Origin of the sequence: Micromonospora sp. WMMD1274 (assembly GCF_049179035.1) — a bacterium.
Lineage (GTDB): Bacteria > Actinomycetota > Actinomycetes > Mycobacteriales > Micromonosporaceae > Micromonospora > Micromonospora tulbaghiae.
Window position 1 is genome coordinate 3,493,275 of the sequence record NZ_JBMHMG010000001.1, and the last position, 19,527, is coordinate 3,512,801.

General features: G+C 71.0%; 20 protein-coding genes. 17 read left to right on the plus strand and 3 right to left on the minus strand.

Features of this window, described 5'->3' with window-relative positions:
• Positions 1–300: 300 nt before the first annotated feature.
• Genes paaA through paaE form a run of 5 tightly spaced genes read left to right on the plus strand, consistent with a single transcriptional unit; the run spans position 301 to position 4,007 of the window.
• Positions 301–1,365, plus strand: coding sequence for a 1,2-phenylacetyl-CoA epoxidase subunit PaaA (paaA, locus tag ACN27D_RS16465; RefSeq protein WP_421499425.1), 1,065 nt, complete (start codon positions 301–303; stop codon positions 1,363–1,365).
• Positions 1,362–1,649, plus strand: coding sequence for a 1,2-phenylacetyl-CoA epoxidase subunit PaaB (paaB, locus tag ACN27D_RS16470; protein WP_013283588.1), 288 nt, complete (start codon positions 1,362–1,364; stop codon positions 1,647–1,649). The genes paaA and paaB overlap by 4 nt, the downstream gene beginning before the upstream one ends.
• A 20-nt stretch (positions 1,650–1,669) precedes the next feature.
• Positions 1,670–2,428: a 1,2-phenylacetyl-CoA epoxidase subunit PaaC gene (gene paaC / locus ACN27D_RS16475; protein WP_421499426.1), complete on the plus strand. Its 759-nt coding sequence runs from the start codon at positions 1,670–1,672 to the stop codon at positions 2,426–2,428.
• A complete protein-coding gene (gene paaD, locus ACN27D_RS16480) occupies positions 2,422–2,898 on the plus strand; it encodes a 1,2-phenylacetyl-CoA epoxidase subunit PaaD (protein WP_120572087.1) in 477 nt (158 codons plus the stop codon). Before paaC ends, paaD begins: the two co-directional genes overlap by 7 nt.
• Entirely contained in the window at positions 2,895–4,007 is a 1,113-nt protein-coding gene (gene paaE / locus ACN27D_RS16485) for a 1,2-phenylacetyl-CoA epoxidase subunit PaaE (protein ID WP_252454315.1), read from the plus strand. Before paaD ends, paaE begins: the two co-directional genes overlap by 4 nt.
• A 12-nt stretch (positions 4,008–4,019) precedes the next feature.
• On the opposite strand, the gene ACN27D_RS16490 is transcribed toward paaE, so the two are convergent.
• The 3 genes from ACN27D_RS16490 to ACN27D_RS16500 all read right to left on the minus strand — a co-directional run bounded on the left by ACN27D_RS16490 (position 4,020) and on the right by ACN27D_RS16500 (position 5,840).
• Positions 4,020–4,670, minus strand: a complete 651-nt coding sequence (locus ACN27D_RS16490; protein WP_244933139.1) for a hypothetical protein — start codon at positions 4,668–4,670, stop codon at positions 4,020–4,022.
• Positions 4,671–4,825: 155 nt separating this feature from the next.
• On the minus strand, positions 4,826–5,353 hold the full coding sequence (locus tag ACN27D_RS16495) for a hypothetical protein (protein ID WP_120572084.1): 528 nt from the start codon (positions 5,351–5,353) through the stop codon (positions 4,826–4,828).
• Positions 5,354–5,387: 34 nt separating this feature from the next.
• Positions 5,388–5,840, minus strand: coding sequence for a hypothetical protein (locus ACN27D_RS16500; RefSeq protein WP_421499427.1), 453 nt, complete (start codon positions 5,838–5,840; stop codon positions 5,388–5,390).
• 122 nt (positions 5,841–5,962) lie between these two features.
• On the opposite strand from ACN27D_RS16500, the gene mqnC reads away from it, so the two are divergent.
• The 12 genes from mqnC to nuoH all read left to right on the plus strand — a co-directional run bounded on the left by mqnC (position 5,963) and on the right by nuoH (position 19,527).
• Entirely contained in the window at positions 5,963–7,153 is a 1,191-nt protein-coding gene (gene mqnC, locus ACN27D_RS16505; RefSeq protein ID WP_013283595.1) for a cyclic dehypoxanthinyl futalosine synthase, read from the plus strand.
• Positions 7,154–7,540: 387 nt separating this feature from the next.
• Complete coding sequence (locus tag ACN27D_RS16510; protein ID WP_350816367.1) at positions 7,541–8,251, plus strand: demethylmenaquinone methyltransferase; 711 nt, start codon at positions 7,541–7,543, stop codon at positions 8,249–8,251.
• Between the two features lie 74 nt (positions 8,252–8,325).
• Entirely contained in the window at positions 8,326–8,544 is a 219-nt protein-coding gene (locus ACN27D_RS16515; RefSeq protein WP_018787811.1) for a hypothetical protein, read from the plus strand.
• A 134-nt stretch (positions 8,545–8,678) separates the two neighbouring features.
• A complete protein-coding gene (locus ACN27D_RS16520) occupies positions 8,679–9,953 on the plus strand; it encodes a geranylgeranyl reductase family protein (RefSeq protein WP_421499428.1) in 1,275 nt (424 codons plus the stop codon).
• Between the two features lie 133 nt (positions 9,954–10,086).
• Positions 10,087–10,452 carry an NADH-quinone oxidoreductase subunit A gene (locus tag ACN27D_RS16525; protein WP_013283601.1) on the plus strand — a complete coding sequence of 122 codons (366 nt, stop codon included), beginning with the start codon at positions 10,087–10,089 and terminating at the stop codon, positions 10,450–10,452.
• Between the two features lie 11 nt (positions 10,453–10,463).
• The gene (locus ACN27D_RS16530; RefSeq protein ID WP_013283602.1) at positions 10,464–11,144 is read left to right on the plus strand and encodes a NuoB/complex I 20 kDa subunit family protein; all 681 of its coding nucleotides are present in this window, start codon (positions 10,464–10,466) and stop codon (positions 11,142–11,144) included.
• Positions 11,141–11,875 (plus strand): NADH-quinone oxidoreductase subunit C, encoded by a 735-nt coding sequence (locus ACN27D_RS16535; RefSeq protein WP_252454321.1) that lies wholly within the window; start codon positions 11,141–11,143, stop codon positions 11,873–11,875. Before ACN27D_RS16530 ends, ACN27D_RS16535 begins: the two co-directional genes overlap by 4 nt.
• A 55-nt stretch (positions 11,876–11,930) precedes the next feature.
• Entirely contained in the window at positions 11,931–13,256 is a 1,326-nt protein-coding gene (locus ACN27D_RS16540) for an NADH-quinone oxidoreductase subunit D (protein WP_120572080.1), read from the plus strand.
• Complete coding sequence (gene nuoE / locus ACN27D_RS16545; RefSeq protein WP_421499429.1) at positions 13,253–14,365, plus strand: NADH-quinone oxidoreductase subunit NuoE; 1,113 nt, start codon at positions 13,253–13,255, stop codon at positions 14,363–14,365. Before ACN27D_RS16540 ends, nuoE begins: the two co-directional genes overlap by 4 nt.
• Complete coding sequence (gene nuoF / locus ACN27D_RS16550; RefSeq protein WP_252454323.1) at positions 14,362–15,678, plus strand: NADH-quinone oxidoreductase subunit NuoF; 1,317 nt, start codon at positions 14,362–14,364, stop codon at positions 15,676–15,678. Before nuoE ends, nuoF begins: the two co-directional genes overlap by 4 nt.
• 55 nt (positions 15,679–15,733) lie before the next feature.
• Positions 15,734–18,175, plus strand: coding sequence for an NADH-quinone oxidoreductase subunit G (locus ACN27D_RS16555; RefSeq protein ID WP_421499430.1), 2,442 nt, complete (start codon positions 15,734–15,736; stop codon positions 18,173–18,175).
• Complete coding sequence (nuoH, locus tag ACN27D_RS16560) at positions 18,172–19,527, plus strand: NADH-quinone oxidoreductase subunit NuoH (protein WP_120572076.1); 1,356 nt, start codon at positions 18,172–18,174, stop codon at positions 19,525–19,527. Before ACN27D_RS16555 ends, nuoH begins: the two co-directional genes overlap by 4 nt.

Here is a 19,527-nt window from a genome sequence, read left to right on the forward strand (position 1 = left end):
GGTCGCCACTAGGCCGGGGGACGGTGGCCTGAACGGTGACGATCATGAAGCCGAACGGTTTGCCGGTCGGAAGTCTACTTCCGGACAGCTCTGATGCCAGGTCTCGACACCCGTGACTTTGTCGGGTGGGCGGGATATTGAGGTGCTTTGCCATCATTGGGGGATTTCTTCTATTCGAAGTGATCGACATCACAGCCACCAGGGCCGATGGCGGCGCGCGCATGGCCGGTGACGCGAGGTGGTACCCGAAACCTGTTACACCCTCTGGTGTCATTCGTGGCGAGCTGTAACACTGGCTGCATGTATGGCAACGACTTCGCCCCGCCGGAGGACGCTCCGGGCGGCGGCCTGCTCGGCGAGGTGGAGGCGGCGGAGGCCGCGCTGCGCGAGGCGGCGGCGCGGGCCCGGCGTGGCGGCGCGGCCCCGGACGAGGACGTCGAGGCGTACTTCGCCGACGTCATCAACGCGGACCAGAAGATCGAGCCCCGCGACTGGATGCCCGACGCGTACCGCCGGACGCTGATCCGGCAGATCGCCCAGCACGCCCACTCCGAGATCATCGGCATGCAGCCGGAGGGCAACTGGATCAGCCGGGCGCCCTCGCTCAAGCGCAAGGCGATCCTGCTCGCCAAGGTGCAGGACGAGGCCGGTCACGGCCTCTACCTCTACGCGGCAGCCGAGACGCTCGGCATCAGCCGCGACGAGCTGGTGGACCTGCTGCTCGACGGACGGCAGAAGTACAGCTCGATCTTCAACTACCCGACCCTGACCTGGGCCGACGTGGGCGCGATCGGCTGGCTCGTGGACGGCGCGGCGATCGTCAACCAGGTGCCGCTGTGCCGCTGCTCGTACGGTCCGTACGCGCGGGCGATGATCCGGGTCTGCAAGGAGGAGTCATTCCACCAGCGGCAGGGCTACGAGATCCTGCACACGCTGGCGCACGGCACCCCGGCGCAGAAGGCGATGGCGCAGGACGCGGTGGACCGCTGGTGGTACCCGTCACTGGCCATGTTCGGCCCGCCGGACGGCGACTCGACGCACAGCGCCCAGTCCATGGCCTGGAAGATCAAGCGCTTCTCCAACGACGAGCTGCGCCAGCGCTTCGTCGACATGTGCGTCGGCCAGGCGGAGGTGCTCGGCCTCGCCCTCCCCGACCCGGACCTGCGCTGGAACGACGAACGGCAGGCGTACGACTACACCCAGCCCGACTACGACGAGCTGATGCGGGTGATCAAGGGCAACGGGCCGTGCAACCGGGAGCGCATGGCGCACCGGCGCAAGGCGCACGCCGACGGCGCGTGGGTACGGGAGGCCGCCGCGGCGTACGCCGCGAAGCGGGCGGAACGAAAGGCGGTAGCGGCATGAACAGCGCGTCCTCTCCCCTGTGGGAGGTCTTCGTGCGGGCCCGCCGTGGCCTGTCGCACACCCACGTCGGCAGCCTGCACGCCCCCGACGCCGAGCTGGCCCTGCGCAACGCCCGCGACCTCTACACCCGCCGCCAGGAGGGCGTCTCCATCTGGGTGGTGCCGGCGAGCGCGATCACCGCGTCCAGCCCGGACGAGAAGGACGCGTTCTTCGACCCGGCTGCCGACAAGGTCTACCGCCACCCCACCTTCTACGAGGTCCCCGAAGGGGCGGCCCACCTGTGAGCGCGAGGAGTGAGCCGGTTTTGCGAGCCCCGCAGTCGCGAACGGAAGGCGGCGCTGTGCCGTTGTTCGACTTCACGCTCGCCGTCGGCGACGACGCGCTCATCGCGGCGCAGCGCCTCGGCGAGTGGACCTCCCGCGCGCCGGAGATGGAGGAGGACATCGCGCTCGCCAACATCGCCCTCGACCAGCTCGGCGCGGCGCGTCTGCTGCTCACGTACGCGGGCGAGCTGGAGGGCGCGGGCCGCGACGAGGACGACCTGGCCTATCTGCGCGACGACCGCGAGTTCCGTAACTGCCTGCTGGTCGAGCTGCCCAACGGCGACTTCGGCGTGACCATGGCGAAGCTGTTCTTCCTGGCCGCGTACCAGTCGCCGCTCTACACGGCGCTGGCCGGCTGCGCCGACGAACGACTCGCGGCGGTCGGCGCGAAGGCGCGCAAGGAGTCGGCGTACCACCTGGACCACGCCGCGCTGTGGGTGAAGCGGCTCGGCGACGGCACCGAGGAGTCGCACCGGCGCATGCAGGACGCCGTCGACCAGGTGTGGCCGTACGTCCACGAGCTGTTCGCCCCTGATCCGGCGGCGCCGGTCGACCCGTCCACCCTTCGGGCCGACTTCGACGCCACCGTGTCCGCCGTGCTGGACGAGGCCACGCTGACCCGGCCGGAGGTCGGCTGGGCACCCGGCGGCGGCCGGGACGGCCTGCACACCGAGCACCTCTCCTATCTGCTCGCCGAGATGCAGGTGCTGCACCGCGCCCACCCCGGAGCCACCTGGTGAATGCCAGGGCGGCCGCGGCGGCGGTGGTGGACCCGGAGATCCGGGTCATCACCATCGACGAGCTGGGCATCCTGCGCGCGGTCGACGAGGAGCCGGACACCGGCCGGGTCGTCGTCACCATCACCCCCACCTACACGGGCTGCCCGGCGATGGACGTGATCCGGGAGGACATCCGGCGGGCGCTGGCCGCCGCCGGGCATCCGGACGCCGAGGTCCGTACCGTGTACCACCCGGCGTGGAGCACCGACTGGATCTCCGAGGCCGGCCGGGCGAAGCTCGCCGCCGCCGGCATCGCCCCGCCCGCGCCGCGCGGCGACGACACGGTGGTGCCGTTGACGCTGGCCGTGCGTTGTCCGCGCTGCGGGTCGCCGGAGACCACACAGATCAGCCGCTTCGGCTCCACCGCGTGCAAGGCGCTGTGGCGCTGCCGCTCCTGTTCCGAACCCTTCGACCACCTGAAGGCGCTGTGACTGTCACCATCACCCGGCCGGTGCGCCGCCGGCCGGTCTTCCACCCGCTGCCCGTCGCCGCCGTGGACCGGCTCACCGACGACTCGGTGTCGATCACGTTCGCGGTACCGGAGGAGCTGCGCGAGACGTTCGCGTTCTCCGCCGGGCAGCACCTCACCGTCCGCCGCCCGGCCGACGGCGACGGCGAGGAGGTGCGGCGGTCGTACTCGATCTGCTCCACCCCCGACGAGCTGGCCCGGCACGGCCGGTTGCGGGTCGGGGTGCGTGAGGTGCCGGGTGGGGCGTTCTCCGCGTACGCCTGCGGCGCGCTGCGCGGCGGCGACACCGTCGAGGTGCTGCCGCCGCTGGGCCACTTCACCTCCGCGTTCACCCCGGACCGGGCCCGCCGGTACGGCGCGGTGGTCGCCGGTTCCGGCATCACCCCGGTCCTCGGGCTGGCCGCGACCGCGCTGGCGACCGAGCCGCGCAGCACGTTCACGCTCGTGTACGGCAACCGCACGGCGAACTCGGTGATGTTCGCCGAGGAGCTGGCCGACCTGAAGGACCGCTACCCGACCCGGCTGCACCTGGTGCACGTGCTGTCCCGGGAGATGGGCGAGTCGGCGCTGCTGTCCGGGCGGATCGACGCCGATCGGCTGACCCGGCTGCTCGACACACTCGTACCCGGTGACGAGATCGAGGAGTGGTTCCTCTGCGGCCCGTACGGCATGGTGGTGGACGCCAAGGCGGTGCTCGCGGGTCGCGGCGTGCCGGACGCGGCGGTGCACACCGAGCTGTTCCACGTGGACGCCCCGCCGGAGCCGGTCCGGCGCGAGACCGACCGGCCCGGGGCCGGCACCGAGGTGACGATCCTGCTGGACGGGCGCTCGTCCAGTTTCACGATGGGCCGGGACGAGCGGGTGCTCGACGCGGCTCTGCGGGTGCGCGGCGAGTTGCCGTACGCGTGCAAGGGCGGCGTGTGTTCGACCTGCCGGGCCAAGGTGACCTCAGGTGAGGTGACGATGGCGCGCAACTACGCGCTGGAGCCCGACGAGGTGGCCGCCGGTTACGTGCTGACCTGCCAGTCCAGCCCGGTCACCGACGAGCTGACAGTCGACTACGACGCGTAGCGGCGCCGCCGCTCAGATCACCACCGGCGGTGCCGTGGCGGCGCGGCCACGGGCTCGGCTGACGTGGCCGCGCCACCCGCCGACGAGCGCGAACAGCGTCCATCCCGCCGCGCCGAGCACGAGCATGCCCCGCTTCCCGTCCGGGTCCACGTCCTGCGCGTCGGTCAGTTCCACCTCGCCCCGCGGGTCGACGAGTACCGTCAGGCGCTGGCCGACCCGGTAGCCGGGGGAGCTGCCCCGGTAGACCAGCGGCTCGTCGAGCCGGCCGGCGTCGCCCTGGAGGGCGAACTCGTGCCGCTTGCCGACCGTCTGCACGTCGACGATCGTCACCGGCTGGGCGACACCGCGCTCCCGGAGCACCGACTCCGGGGCGAGCTGCACGGCGCCCACCAGCACGAACAGGGCCGGCACCACCGACAGGAGAGTCAGCCACCAGCCCCGGTGCAGCAGGCGCAGGCCGACCGCGAAGGCGAGACAGCCGACCAGGCCGACGCAGATCGGCACCGCGATCGGCAGTCCCACGGTGAGGTGGCCGACCACCGTGGTCACGGCGATCACGGCGAGGCCGAAGCCGACGAGCACGGCGGTCATGGTGAGGGACCAGAGGGCGGAGCGGGCGCCGGCCACGCGTACGGGGGTGGGCGGGGGCGATACGACTGACACGCCGAGAGCGTAGACGCGGCCTGCCACGTCCATTTCTTGTCCGAACGGTTCGGACAGCGGTAACCTTCAACTGCCAGGGGCACTAGCCCCGTGGAAGTGGACCCGGCAGCCTTCCGGACGGTGGGTGAGCCGGGTCTCGCGCTGTCTGCGCCTCGTCAGACCTGCCGCGACTCACTGATCATGCGGCGGATGGAGTCCTTCCAGCGCCCGCCTTTGGCCCAGCACCAGGCCAACGCGTCGGGAACGGCCAGCAGACACTCCTCGTGGGCGCGTAGCTGGTCGTACCGCAGCCGCCCGTCCACCCCGCACTTCCTGACCTGCTCGAAGAGCAGGCGCTGATCGGCCTGGAAGGTCGAGTCGTCGCGTTCCAGGACGAGGCGGGCAGCCCCGATCTTCGCCGTGTGCTCCACCAGAGAGACGAGGCAGGCTTCGCGAGCGACCCGGGCGTTGCGATGGTCCTTCGCGTCGAAGATGACGGCGTGCGCGGAGAGCGCGAGAAACCCGTCGATGATCTGACGGCGCCGGTCGTCTCTCTCCTTGTGGAAGTGGATGCGGCGCTGGCCGGGCAGGATGAGATCACGAATCGACCGCCGTGCAGCGTTCAGGTCGGCCGGGTGCATGACCACGGCGGCGACGAGTAGCCCTCGCTCCTTGGTCTCGTCGACGAAGACGTGCGCGGTCATGGGACGAGGCTCTCCTGTCGCTGCTCGGACCCGGTCAGGCGTTGACGATTTCCCTGATGCGGTCGAGCTTCTGCCGGGCGGTCAGGCCGGCGGGGTTCTTGGTGCCGATGACGTCCAGCTCCGCTCGGACGTCACAGTCGTCCGGCTGAAGGATCGCATCGATCACACGTGCTCGGGGGCCGCCGTCCCGGACGTAGATCCAGACCGTCTGCGACTGCCGTGGCTCGGTGTTGAGCGCCGCGTCGAGCCGGTGGGGAGGGAAGAAACCGAGGCCGGTCGCCCTGAGCGTGTCGGCGATCTCGGCCAGGACCCAGCGGCCGAGCTTGCGGTAACCCAACTCGTCCCGCAACGCGCCGAGGGTCGCTTCCGTTAGTCCTCCGTCCGCTCGGCAACGGGCCGCGATGCCTGGAGCGGTGTCCGTCTCGCTCACGTCCCACCCCAATGGCGTCGATGGATGTCGAACAAGATGATGCGAGATGCTCAACATCTTGTCAACGAATCACCGATGTTTTATTTCGATCTTGAGGATATTTTCGGGGAAGTGGGTTCGGCTCACACCGGAGGGCCCGGTACGGCGGCATCCACCGGTCGCGACGTACGCTCGGGGATGTGACGGCGAACCGGGAGATCGACGACATCCTGCAACGCGGCGCGGACGGCGGGCGGATCACGCCCGAGGAGGCGCTGCTGCTCTACACCGACGCGCCCTTCCACGCGCTGGGCGAGGCGGCCGACGCGGTACGGCGGCGCCGCTACCCGGACAACATCGTCACGTACCTGATCGACCGCAACATCAACTACACGAACGTCTGCGTGACGGCGTGCAAGTTCTGCGCGTTCTACCGGGCCCCCAAGCACAAGGAGGGCTGGACCCACCCGACCGAGGAGATCCTGCGCCGCTGCGGCGAGGCGGTCGAGCTGGGCGCCACCCAGGTCATGCTCCAGGGCGGGCACCACCCGGACTACGGCGTCGAGTACTACGAGGAGCTGTTCTCCTCGGTCAAGAAGGCGTACCCGCAGCTCGCCATCCACTCGATCGGCCCGAGCGAGATCCTGCACATGGCCAAGGTCTCCGGCGTGAGCCTGGACGAGGCCATCGCCCGGATCAAGACCGCCGGCCTGGACTCGATCGCCGGTGCCGGCGCCGAGATGCTGCCGGACCGGCCGCGCAAGGCGATCGCGCCGCTGAAGGAGTCCGGCGCCCGCTGGCTGGAGGTCATGGAGCTGGCGCACCGGCAGGGCCTGGAGTCGACCGCCACCATGATGATGGGCACCGGCGAGACCAACGCCGAGCGCATCGAGCACCTGCGGATGATCCGCGACGTGCAGGACCGCACCGGCGGTTTCCGGGCCTTCATCCCGTGGACGTACCAGCCGGAGAACAACCACCTCAAGGGCCGCACCCAGGCGACCACGCTGGAGTACCTGCGCCTGGTCGCAGTGGCCCGGCTGTTCTTCGAGACGGTGCCGCACCTGCAGGCGTCCTGGCTGACCACCGGCAAGGACGTCGGGCAGCTCGCGTTGCACATGGGCGTGGACGACCTCGGCTCGATCATGCTGGAGGAGAACGTCATCTCCTCGGCCGGCGCCCGGCACCGGTCCAACCTGCACGAGCTGATCGGCATGATCCGGTCGGCCGACCGGATCCCGGCCCAGCGGGACACGCTCTACAACCGGCTCGCGGTGCACCACACGCCCGCCGACGACCCGAGCGACGACCGGGTGGTCTCGCACTTCTCGTCGATCGCGCTGCCCGGCGGCGGCGCCGGGAAGTCGCTGCCGCTGGTCGAGGTCAACTGACCCGGTTCCGCCGTTCGGCCGGTCGGCGTTCGTCGTGCGGCCGGAGCTCCGCCCGTTTCCGGTGAAGCTTGCGCCAGGGGTCTTCACCTGCGTGATCACCGACGGCTAGCCTGCCCGCGCGACACCACCGATCCGGGCCGCGAGCAGGCAGGTAACAGGTCGGCGGCGACCCGGTCGAGCACGGCCCGGTGAGCCGACGACGCCATTACGCTTGCGGCGTCCGTCGGACCGTCGTCCTCCATCGGCCCATGAGGGCCGTTCACATAACGCACCGCGGCAGGGGCGGGATGGGTGACCATCCCGCCCCTGCCGTCTGCCGGGATCGATGGGAACAACGGCCGCGTACCCGGGGGGAGGCGGGGGCGGCGCGGCTGGCAGAGTGGAGGGGTGAGCCGTACCCCGCAGGGCCAGCGCGCCAGCCTGGACAAGCAGCCGCACGAGGTCGCCGCGATGTTCGACGGCGTCGCCGCCCGCTACGACCTGACGAACACCGTGCTCTCGTTCGGTCAGGACCGGTCGTGGCGGCGGGCCACCCGGGCGGCGCTCGGGCTGCGCCCGGGCGAGCGGGTGCTGGACGTGGGCGCCGGCACCGGTGTGTCGACCGAAGAGCTGGCCCACTCCGGGGCGTACGCGGTCGGCGCGGACCTCTCGCTGGGCATGCTGTCCGCGGGCAAGCGCACCCGCCCGTCGGTGCCGCTGCTGGCCGGGGACGCGCTGCGACTGCCGTTCGCCGACGCCAGCTTCGACGCGGTGACCATCTCCTTCGCGCTGCGCAACGTCAACGACACCGACGCGGCGCTGGCCGAGCTGGCCCGGGTGACCCGGCCGGGCGGGCGGCTGGTGGTGTGCGAGTTCAGCACTCCGGTGAACCCGGCGTTCCGCACCGTCTACCTGTCGTACCTGATGCGGTCGTTGCCGGCGGTGGCCCGCGCGGTGTCCAGCAACCCGGACGCCTACGTCTACCTGGCCGAGTCGATCCGCGCCTGGCCGGACCAGGCGGCGCTGGCCGCGCGGATCGGCGCGGCCGGCTGGGGACGGGTGGCGTGGCGCAACCTGACCGGCGGCGTGGTGGCGTTGCACCGGGCCGTCCGAAACTGACCGTCCGGCCAGCAGACGCTGGTCATTTCGTGAATATCCGATTCTGGTCTACTTTGTCCCGTAGGCTCGCCCCCATGACGGGACCAGACCAGGCCGCCACCGACGACGACGCCGCCGAGCTGATCGCGCAGCTCCGCGAGCTGGCCGGCGCGGATCCCGCAGATGTCCGGCAGGTCGTCGCCGAGGTGCTCGCCGCGCTGGACCGGGCCGCCGGCGGCGCGTTGCGCGACCACCTGCCCGAGACCATCCGGCTCGACGCCGGACTCGGACCGGCCGCGCAGGCGCGCCCGTGACCGGTCTCGACGCTCTTACCGGCGCGTTTCCGCGAAGTTAGGCCCCCCTCAGCGCGTACTGGTGTAACGCCGGTCATAGACTCCAACCGGATCGGCTTGTGAAGCATTTCACGAGCATGCGGGAGGAGGCGCGGATGACCGCGGTGGAGAACGACGCCGACGTCATCGTCGTGGGCGCCGGTCCCGGAGGATCGGCCACGGCGTACCACCTGGCGCGGCACGGCGTACGCGTGCTGCTGCTGGAGAAGACGGAATTTCCCCGGGAGAAGGTCTGCGGTGACGGGCTCACGCCCCGCGCCGTGCGGCAGCTGATCCGGATGGGCGTGGACACCTCGCCCGAGGCGGGCTGGCTGCACAACAAGGGCCTACGGGTGATCGGCGGCGGAGTACGCCTGGAGCTGGACTGGCCCGACCTGGCCAGCTTCCCCAACTACGGCCTGGTGCGCACCCGGCTCGACTTCGACGACCTGCTCGCCCAGCGCGCGGTCGCCGCCGGGGCGAAGCTCCAGACCAGCGTCAACGTCCTCGGGCCGGTGCTCGGCACCGACGACCGGGTGATCGGCGTGCAGGCCGAGGTCGGCCCGGACAAGGAACCCGCCACGTTCCACGCGCCGCTCGTGGTCGCCGCCGACGGTGTCTCCGGCCGCTTCCCGCTCGCCCTCGGGCTGGCCAAGCGGGAGGACCGCCCGATCGGCGTGGCCGTCCGCCGCTACTACCGTTCGCCCGCCAAGCACGACGACGACTACCTGGAGTCCTGGCTGGAACTGCGGGCCAAGGGTAACGACGCGCTGCTGCCCGGCTACGGCTGGATCTTCGGCCTCGGCGACGGCCGGGTGAACGTCGGCCTGGGCGTGCTCAACTCCTCCTCGGCGTTCGGCAAGACGAACTACCGCAAGCTGCTCACCGACTGGCTCGCGAACACCCCCGAGGACTGGGGGATGACCGACGAGTCCAACGCGGAGGGTCCGATCCTCGGCGCCGCGCTGCCGATGGGCTTCAACCGGGTACCGCACTACACCCGCGGCGTCCTGCTCGTGGGCGACTCCGGCGGCATGGTCAACCCCTTCAACGGCGAGGGCATCGCGTACGCGATGGAGTCCGGCGAGATGGCCGCGGAGGTCGTGGTGCAGGCGCTCGCCCGCCCGGCCGGCGCGGAACGGGAGCGGGCGCTGATGGCGTACCCGCAGGAGCTGAAGGCCCGCTTCGGCGGCTACTACCGGCTCGGCGGCGTCTTCGTGAAGCTCATCGGCCGGCCCGAGATCATGCGGATGGCGACCAAGCACGGCATGCCGCACCCGATGCTCATGCGCTTCGTGCTCAAGCTGCTGGCCAACCTGACCGACCCGCGCGGCGGGGACGCGATGGACCGGGTCATCAACGCGATGACGAAGGTGGCCCCGGCCGTGTAGGAGACGACCGGCCCGGGGCCCGACGCCCACGAGCCGGACATGGATCGACCCCGCCGACCGAGGTCGTGAGGGACGTGAATAGTGTGATTTTGGCCAACCACCGAGGTCAGGGAAGGACGAGCAGGGGACAACGATGACGCTCTCTCCTTACGCACCCATCATCGGGCTGTTCGCCCTCGCTGCGGCGTTCGCGCTGTTCTCCGTGGCCGCTGCCCGACTCGCCGGCCCGCGGCGTCTCAACAAGGCCAAGCTCGAGGCGTACGAGTGTGGCATCGAGCCGAGCCCGCAGCCCGTCGGCGGCGGCCGGTTCCCGATCAAGTTCTACCTGACGGCGATGCTCTTCATCGTCTTCGACATCGAGATCATCTTCCTCTACCCCTGGGCGGTCTCCTTCGACGCCCTGCCGATCTTCGGCTTCGTGGAGATGGTCCTGTTCATCGTCGCGGTCTTCGTCGCATACGCCTACGTCTGGCGGCGCGGCGGCCTGGACTGGGACTGAGGAGGTAGCAGATGGGCATCGAGGAGAAGCTCCCCTCCGGCGTCCTGCTCACCAGCGTCGAGAAGCTGGTCAACTGGACGCGGAAGACCTCGGTCTGGGGCGCCACGTTCGGGCTGGCCTGCTGCGCCATCGAGATGATGGCGGCGGGCGGCCCGCACTACGACATGGGCCGCTGGGGCATGGAGGTCTTCCGCGCCTCGCCCCGCCAGGCGGACCTGATGATCGTGGCCGGCCGGGTGAGCCAGAAGATGGCCCCGGTCCTGCGCCAGATCTACGACCAGATGGCCGAGCCCCGCTGGGTCATCTCGATGGGTGTCTGCGCCAGCAGCGGCGGCATGTTCAACAACTACGCCATCGTGCAGGGCGTCGACCACGTCGTCCCGGTCGACATGTACCTCCCCGGCTGCCCGCCCCGGCCGGAGATGCTCATCGACGCGGTGCTCAAGCTGCGCGAGAAGATCATGCACGAGCCGCTGGGCCCGAACGGCCGCAAGATGCTGGAGGCCCGCCAGGCGCGCGGTGACGTGCCGGTGGTGCCGTACGGCTCGATGCCCTCGTCGTACCGCAGCGACAAGGCCCGCCGTGCCGAGTGGACGAAGGCCGTCCGCGAGGGGCGCGAGGAGCAGCTTCGGATCGAGAACTGGATGAAGGCGCAGAACCACCTTCAGGCGTCGCATAGGGGCCCGAAATGACCGCACCGAACGACAAGAACAACGACGGCGGGGTGCCGGTACCCACCACCCCGGCCGGTGCCAGCTCCACCGCCCCGGCGGAGTACCCGCCGGCCAGCCCGGCCGGCCGGGGCATGTTCGGCAACCAGGGCACCGGTGACGTCTCCGGCTACGGCGGCCTGGTCCGCCAGCGCAAGCCGATCGAGGAGGCGGCCCGGCCGTACGGGAGCTACTTCGACGAGGTGCGGGACGCACTGGAGGAGGCGTACCCGGACTTCGGCGACGCGATCGAGAAGGTCGTGGTCGACCGGGGTGAGCTGACCCTGCACGTCCGCCCGGAGCGGATCGCCGAGGTCTGCCAGGTGATGCGCGACGACCTCGCGCTGCGCTTCGAGCTGCTCTCGTCGGTGTCCGGCGTGGACTACCTGGGCGCGGAGCGCCGCCTGCACGTGGTCTACCAGCTCACCTCGATGACCTACCGGCGCATGGTCCGGCTGGAGGTGGCGGTCTCCGCCGAGGAGCCGCACGTCCCGAGCGTCACCGCCGTCTACCCGACCGCCGACTGGCAGGAGCGGGAGACGTACGACATGTTCGGCGTCGTCTTCGACGGCCACCCCGCCCTGACCCGGATCCTCATGCCGGACGACTGGGAGGGGCACCCGCAGCGCAAGGACTACCCGCTGGGCGGCGTCCCCGTCGAGTACAAGGGTGCGGAGATCCCCCCGCCGGACAAGCGGCGGTCGTACCAGTGAGCGCGAGGAGTGCAGCGAAGCGGAGCCCCGCAGTCGCGAACGGAGGGTTGGCACTGTGACCACGTCGAACTACGCGACCGAGCGCGAGACGACCGAGGGCAAGGTCTTCACCGTCACCGGCGGGGACTGGGACGAGGTCGTCTCCGGCACGGACCCGATCAACGACGAGCGGATCGTCGTCAACATGGGTCCGCAGCACCCGTCCACCCACGGCGTGCTCCGGCTGGTCCTGGAGCTGGAGGGCGAGACGGTCCGCGAGGCCCGCTCGGTCGTCGGCTACCTGCACACCGGCATCGAGAAGAACCTGGAGTACCGCAACTGGGTCCAGGGCTCGACGTTCGTGACCCGGATGGACTACCTCTCGCCGCTGTTCAACGAGACGGCGTACGCGCTCGCGGTGGAGAAGCTGCTCGGCATCACCGACGACATCACCGAGCGGGCCACCACCATCCGCGTGCTGATGATGGAGCTCAACCGCGTCTCGTCGCACCTGGTCTGGCTGGCGACCACCGCCATGGAGCTGGGCGCGATCAACATGATGCTGTACGGCTTCCGCGAGCGGGAGTACGTCCTCGACATCTTCGAGACCATCACCGGTCTGCGGATGAACCACGCGTACGTGCGGCCGGGCGGCGTGGCGCAGGACGTGCCGGACGACGCGATCCGCAAGATCCGCGACTTCCTCCAGCTGATGCCGAAGCGGCTCAAGGAGTACGAGAACCTGCTGTCCGGCCAGCCGATCTGGCTGGAGCGTACGCAGCACGTGGCGGTGCTCGACGTGACCGCCTGCATGGCGCTCGGCGTCACCGGCCCGGTGCTGCGGTCCGCGGGCCTCGCCTGGGACCTGCGCAAGACGATGCCGTACTGCGGTTACGAGACGTACGAGTTCGACGTGCCGACGCACACCGACGGTGACGTGTGGGGCCGCTACCTGGTGCGGGTGGCGGAGATCCGCGAGTCGCTGAAGCTGATCGAGCAGGCGCTGGACCGCCTGAAGCCCGGCCCGGTGATGGTCTCCGACAAGAAGATCGCCTGGCCGGCGCAGCTCGCCATCGGCGTGGACGGCATGGGCAACTCGCTGGAGCACGTCGCCAAGATCATGGGTCAGTCGATGGAGTCGCTGATCCACCACTTCAAGCTCGTCACCGAGGGCTTCCGGGTTCCGCCGGGCCAGGTGTACGTCGGCATCGAGTCGCCCCGCGGCGAGCTGGGCGTGCACGCGGTGTCCGACGGCGGCACCCGGCCCTACCGGGTGCACTACCGGGAGCCGAGCTTCGTCAACCTCCAGGCCCTCCCGGCGATGGCCGAGGGCGGCCTGATCGCCGACGTGATCGCCGGCGGCGCCTCGCTGGACCCCGTGATGGGTGGTTGTGACCGATGAGCTTTTCCGAAACGACTCGCGTCCGGGCGCGGGAGATCATCGCCCGGTACCCGGCGGACCGGTCCCGCTCGGCGCTGCTGCCGCTGCTGCACCTGGTCCAGTCCGAGGAGGGCTACGTCTCCCCGGCCGGTGTCGAGTTCTGCGCCGAGGTGCTCGGGCTGAACAAGGCCCAGGTCGGCGCCGTCGCCACCTTCTACACCATGTACAAGCGCAAGCCCACCGGTGACTACCTGGTGAGCGTCTGCACCAACACGATGTGCGACGTGCTCGGCGGGCAGAAGGTCTACGACACCCTCGCCGAGCACCTCGGCGTCGGGCACGAGGAGACCACCGCCGACGGGAAGATCACCCTGGAGCACGCCGAGTGCCTGGCGGCGTGCGACTACGGCCCGGTGATGACCGTCAACTACGACTTCTTCGACAACGTGGAGCCGCAGGCCGCGCTCGACGTGGTCGAGGAGCTGCGCGCCGGCGGCCGGCCGATGCCGACCCGCGGGGCGCGGCTCTGCACGCTCAAGGAGATGGCGGTCCAGCTCGCCGGTTTCGCCGACGAGCGCGACGGCGCGGTGGCCGACGGCGGGCCGGGCGAGCCCAGCCTGCGCGGCCTGCGCCTGGCCGAGCAGCACGGCGTCTCGGTGCCGGGCTTCGACCCGAAAACGCCGATCCGCAGCAAGGCCGAGGCCGACCGGGCCGCCGCCGAGGAGAAGGCGAAGGCCGAGGCCGCGAAGCCGGCCCCCGCACCCGAGCCGGCCAAGGCAGTAGAGCCGGCCAAGCCGGAGGCGGCCACCGGCAGCACCGCGCCGGACGTGAAGGCGCCGGACGCCAAGTCGCCGCAGGTGCGTACCGCCGAGACCCGGCAGCCGGACGCGAGCACCGCGGTGCCCGACGCGCCCGGCACGAAGATGCCGGTGGACGGCCCGGCCCCGGCGCCGCGCGACGCGCGGGCGGCCGAGGCGGCCGGCGCGGCGGCGAACCCGCCGGCCGGCGACGGCAAGCCCGCCGGCGACGCGGCCGGCGCGCAGGAGCGCAACCTCAAGGAAGCGGGATCCGGTACGGGCGCGGACGGCGGCGACCCGGCGGACGCGAGCGGAACGGGGGTCCGGAAGTGACCACTCCTCGGCCGGAGACGCTGGCCAAGCTCACGCCGGTGCTCACCAAGCGCTGGCTCTCGCCGGACGCGTGGCGGCTCGGCACCTACGAGAAGCTGGACGGCTACGCCGCCCTGCGCAAGGCGCTCAAGGCGCACCCGGACGACCTGATCCAGCTGATCAAGGACTCCGGACTGCGCGGCCGGGGCGGCGCGGGCTTCCCGACGGGTCTCAAGTGGGGGTTCATCCCGCAGGGCGACGGCAAGCCGCACTACCTGGTGGTGAACGCCGACGAGGGCGAGCCGGGCACCTGCAAGGACCTGCCGCTGATGACCCACGACCCGCACTCGCTGGTCGAGGGCGTCATCATCGCCTCGTACGCGATCCGGGCCAACCGGGCGTACATCTACATCCGCGGTGAGGCGGTGCACGCCGCCCGGCGGCTGCGCAGCGCTGTCGACGAGGCGTACGCCAAGGGTTACCTCGGCCGGAACGTCCTCGGTTCGGGCTTCGACCTGGACCTGGTGGTGCACTCCGGCGCCGGGGCGTACATCTGCGGTGAGGAGACCGCGCTGCTGGACTCGCTGGAGGGCTTCCGCGGCCAGCCCCGGCTGCGCCCGCCGTTCCCGGCGACCCACGGCCTGTACGCCAGCCCGACCGTGGTCAACAACGTCGGCACCATCGCCAGCGTGCCGTACATCGTGCTCGGTGGCGCGGACTGGTGGAAGACGATGGGCACGGAGAAGTCGTCCGGCCCGATGATCTACTCGCTGTCCGGCCGGATCGCCAACCCGGGCCAGTACGAGTGCTCGATGGGCATCACGCTGCGCGAGCTGATCGAGCTGGCCGGCGGCATGAAGCCCGGGCACAACCTGAAGTTCTGGACCCCGGGTGGCTCGTCGACGCCGCTGCTGACCGCCGAGCACCTGGACGTGCCGCTGGACTTCGAGGGGGTGGCGGCGGCCGGCTCGATCCTGGGCACCACCGCCACGCAGATCTTCTCCGACCAGGACTGCCCGGTGTACGCGACCTACCGTTGGCTGGAGTTCTACCACCACGAGTCGTGCGGCAAGTGCACCCCGTGCCGGGAGGGCAACTACTGGATGGTCCGGGTCTACCGGCGCATCCTGGCCGGCCAGGGCACCCACGAGGACCTGGACACCCTGCTCGACACCTGCGACAACATCCTCGGCCGTTCGTTCTGCGGTCTGGGTGACGGCGCGACCAGCTCGGTGACCTCGTCGCTGAAGTACTTCAAGCAGGACTACCTCGACTACATCGAGGGACGTACCGCGCCGAAGCTGTCGGACAAGCAGCTGGTGGGAGCTCACTGATGAGCGCGAGGAACGAGCTTGCGAGTCCCGCAGTCGCGAATGGAAGGCGGCGCTGATGACCGACGTAGCCAAGCAGACCGAGACCGTCACGCTGACCATCGACGGCGTCGAGGTCACCGCGCCCAAGGGCGCGCTGCTGATCCGCGTCGCCGAGCAGCTCGGCACCGAGATCCCGCGCTTCTGCGACCACCCGCTGCTGGCCCCGGCCGGCGCCTGCCGGCAGTGCCTGGTGGAGGTGGAGGGCCAGCGCAAGCCGGTCGCCTCCTGCACCCAGACCGTCGCCGACGGCATGGTGGTGCGGACGCAGCTCACCTCCCCGGTCGCCAAGAAGGCCCAGGAGGGGGTGATGGAGCTGCTGCTCCTCAACCACCCCCTGGACTGCCCGATGTGCGACAAGGGTGGCGAGTGCCCGCTGCAGAACCAGGCGATGTCCACCGGCCGGACGGACTCGCGGTTCCACGAGCACAAGCGGGAGTACCCGAAGCCGCTGCCGATCAGCACCCAGGTGCTGCTCGACCGCGAGCGTTGCGTGCTCTGCCAGCGGTGCACCCGGTTCTCCGAGGAGATCGCCGGCGACAAGTTCATCGACCTGATGGGACGCTCCTCGCACGAGGAGATCAACATCTACCGGGACGAGGAGTACGGCGAGGACGGCGACGCCGGTGACGTCCCGTTCAACTCGTACTTCTCCGGCAACACCGTGCAGATCTGCCCGGTGGGCGCGCTGACCGGCGCCCAGTACCGGTTCCGGGCCCGCCCGTTCGACCTGGTCTCCACGCCCAGCGTCTGCGAGCACTGCTCGGCCGGCTGCGCCCAGCGCACCGACTGGCGGCGCGGCAAGGTCCTGCGCCGGCTGGCCGGCGACGACCCGGCGGTGAACGAGGAGTGGAACTGCGACAAGGGCCGCTGGGGCTTCCAGTACACCCGCGCGTTCGATCGGATCAGCACGCCGATGGTGCGCGACGAGAAGACCGGTGAGCTGCGCGAGGCGTCCTGGAGCGAGGCGCTCACCCGGGCCGCCGAGGGGCTGCGCGCGGCCCGCGACGGCGCGACCGGCACGGCGGTGCTGACCGGCGGCCGGCTCACCGTCGAGGACGCCTACGCGTACGCGAAGTTCGCCCGCATCGCGCTGCACACCAACGACATCGACTTCCGGGCCCGCCCGGTCTCCCGCGAGGAGGCCGACTTCCTGGCCAGCAGCGTCGCCGGGGTCACCGACGTGACCTACACGGACGTGGAGAACGCGCCCGCCGTGGTGCTGGTCGGCCTGGAGCCGGAGGAGGAGTGCCCGATCCTCTTCCTGCGGCTGCGCAAGGCGTACCTGAAGAAGAAGCTCACGGTGTACGCGATCGCGCCGTTCGCGACCCGCGGCCTGGAGAAGCTCGGCGCGAAGCTCGCCCGGGTCGTGCCCGGCGAGGAAGCCGGCGTGCTGGCCGAGCACGCCACGGTGGCCGAGGCGCTGGGGCAGCCCGGCGCGATCCTGATCGTCGGCGAGCGCCTGGCCGAGGTGCCGGGCGGGCTGTCGGCGGCGGCGGACGTCGCCCGGCGTACCGGTGCCCGGCTGGTCTGGGTGCCGCGGCGCGCGGGTGACCGCGGCGCCGTCGACGCGGGCTGCCTGCCCAACCTGCTCCCCGGCGGCCGGGTCGTCACCGAGCCGGCCGCGCGCGCGGAGCTGGGCGAGGCGTGGGACATCCCGGCCGGGGTGATCCCCAGCCAGGCCGGCCGCGACACCGACGGCATCCTCACCGCCGCCGCGAACGGCAAGCTGGGCGCCCTGGTGGTGGCCGGCGTCGACCCGGCCGACCTGGCCGACCCGCGCCTGGCCGAGTCCGCACTGGACGCGGTGCCGTTCCTGGTCAGCCTGGAACTGCGGATGAGCGCGGTGTCCCGCCGCGCCGACGTGGTCCTGCCGGTCGCGCCGGTGGTCGAGAAGGCCGGCAGCTTCCTGGACTGGGAGGGCCGGCTGCGCACGTTCGAGAAGGTGCTGGACACCGGCGCGATGACCGACGCCCGCATCCTCGACGCGCTCGCCGCGCAGCTCGACGTGCGGCTCGGGACCGGCGACGTGCCGGCCATCCGCCGCGAGCTGGGCGCGCTGCCGCGTACCCGGGTCGAGCGGCCGTCGGCGCCCTCGGTCGAGCCGGCCGCCGTGCGGCAGCCGGGACCGGGCGAGGCGGTACTCGCCACCTGGCACCAGCTGATCGACCTGGGCAGCCTCACCGACGGCGACGAGCACCTCGCCGGCACCGCCCGCCCGCCGGTGGTCCGGCTGGGCAAGGGCACCGCCGAGGCGCTGGGCGTCGCCGACGGTGACCCGGTCACGGTGGGCACCGACCGCGGCGCGATCACGCTGCCGGCGGCGATCACCGAGATGCCCGACGGCGTCGTCTGGCTGCCGACCAACTCACCCGGCTCCACCGTGCGGCGCGGCCTCGGCGCGACGTCCGGCGACGTGGTGAGCGTCTCCGCAGTCGGGAACGAAAGGTGGGTGCAGTGAACCCCGTCATCCTCGCGGCGCAGGACCCGACGCTTGCCGACTTCGGCAAGGACCCGTGGTGGCTGGTCCTCGGCAAGATCCTGTTCGCGTTCGTCGTCGCCGTGGCGGCCACGCTGCTCGGCGTCTGGTTCGAGCGCCGGGTCGTCGGCCGCATGGCGGTGCGGCCCGGCCCCAACCAGGCCGGCCCGTTCGGTCTGCTCCAGACGCTCGCCGACGGCGTGAAGCTGGCCTTCAAGGAGGACATCCTCCCGCGCAAGGCCGACAAGGTCGTCTACTTCTTCGCCCCGGTGATCTCGGTGGTCTGCGCGGTCACCGCGCTGTCGGTGATCCCGTTCGGGCCGATGGTGAGCATCTTCGGGCACCGCACGCCGCTCCAGGTCACCGACGTGTCGGTGGCGGTGCTGGTGGTGCTGGCCTTCTCCTCGCTCGCCGTGTACGGCATCGTGCTCGGCGGCTGGGCCAGCGGCTCGACCTACCCGCTGCTCGGCGGCCTGCGCTCGGCGGCCCAGCTGGTCTCGTACGAGGTCACCATGGGCCTGAGCGTGGTCGCGGTCTTCATGACCGCGGGCACCATGTCGACGAGCGGGATCGTCGCCGCGCAGGGCGACGGCACCCGGCTGAGCATCGGCGGCTTCGACCTCGCCGCCCCCGGCTGGTACGCGATCCTGCTGCTGCCCAGCTTCATCATGTTCTTCATCGCCATCGTCGGTGAGACGAACCGGGCACCGTTCGACCTGCCCGAGGCGGAGTCGGAGCTGGTGGCCGGCTTCCAGACCGAGTACAGCTCGCTGAAGTTCGCGCTGTTCATGCTCAGCGAGTACGTCGCGATGGTGACCATGTCGGCGTTCACCGTGACGCTGTTCCTCGGCGGCTGGCACGCCCCGTGGCCGATCACGATCTGGTCGGGCGCCAACGAGGGCTGGTGGCCGATGCTGTGGTTCTTCGGCAAGGTCATCATGCTGGTGTTCGTCTTCGTCTGGCTGCGCGGCACGCTGCCCCGGCTCCGCTACGACCAGTTCATGCGGTTCGGCTGGAAGGTGCTGCTGCCGCTGAACCTGGTCTGGATCATGGTGCTCGCCGGGCTGCGCTCGATCGAGGACTGGGAGACCCGGGACCGGCTGCTCGTCACCGCCGTCGGCGCGGGCGTGCTGCTGCTGGCCACGCTCTTCTGGCCGTCGCGGAAGAAGGAGCCGAAGCCGTCGCTCCAGGAGCAGGCGGACACCCGGCCGTACGGCAGCTTCCCGCTGCCGCCGATGGATCTTCAGGTTCCGCCGAGCCCGCGTACGAAGCGCGTGCTCGCCGAGCGGGAGCCGGCCAACGTCGTCGCCGGCCCGGACTCCAGGGAGGTGTGA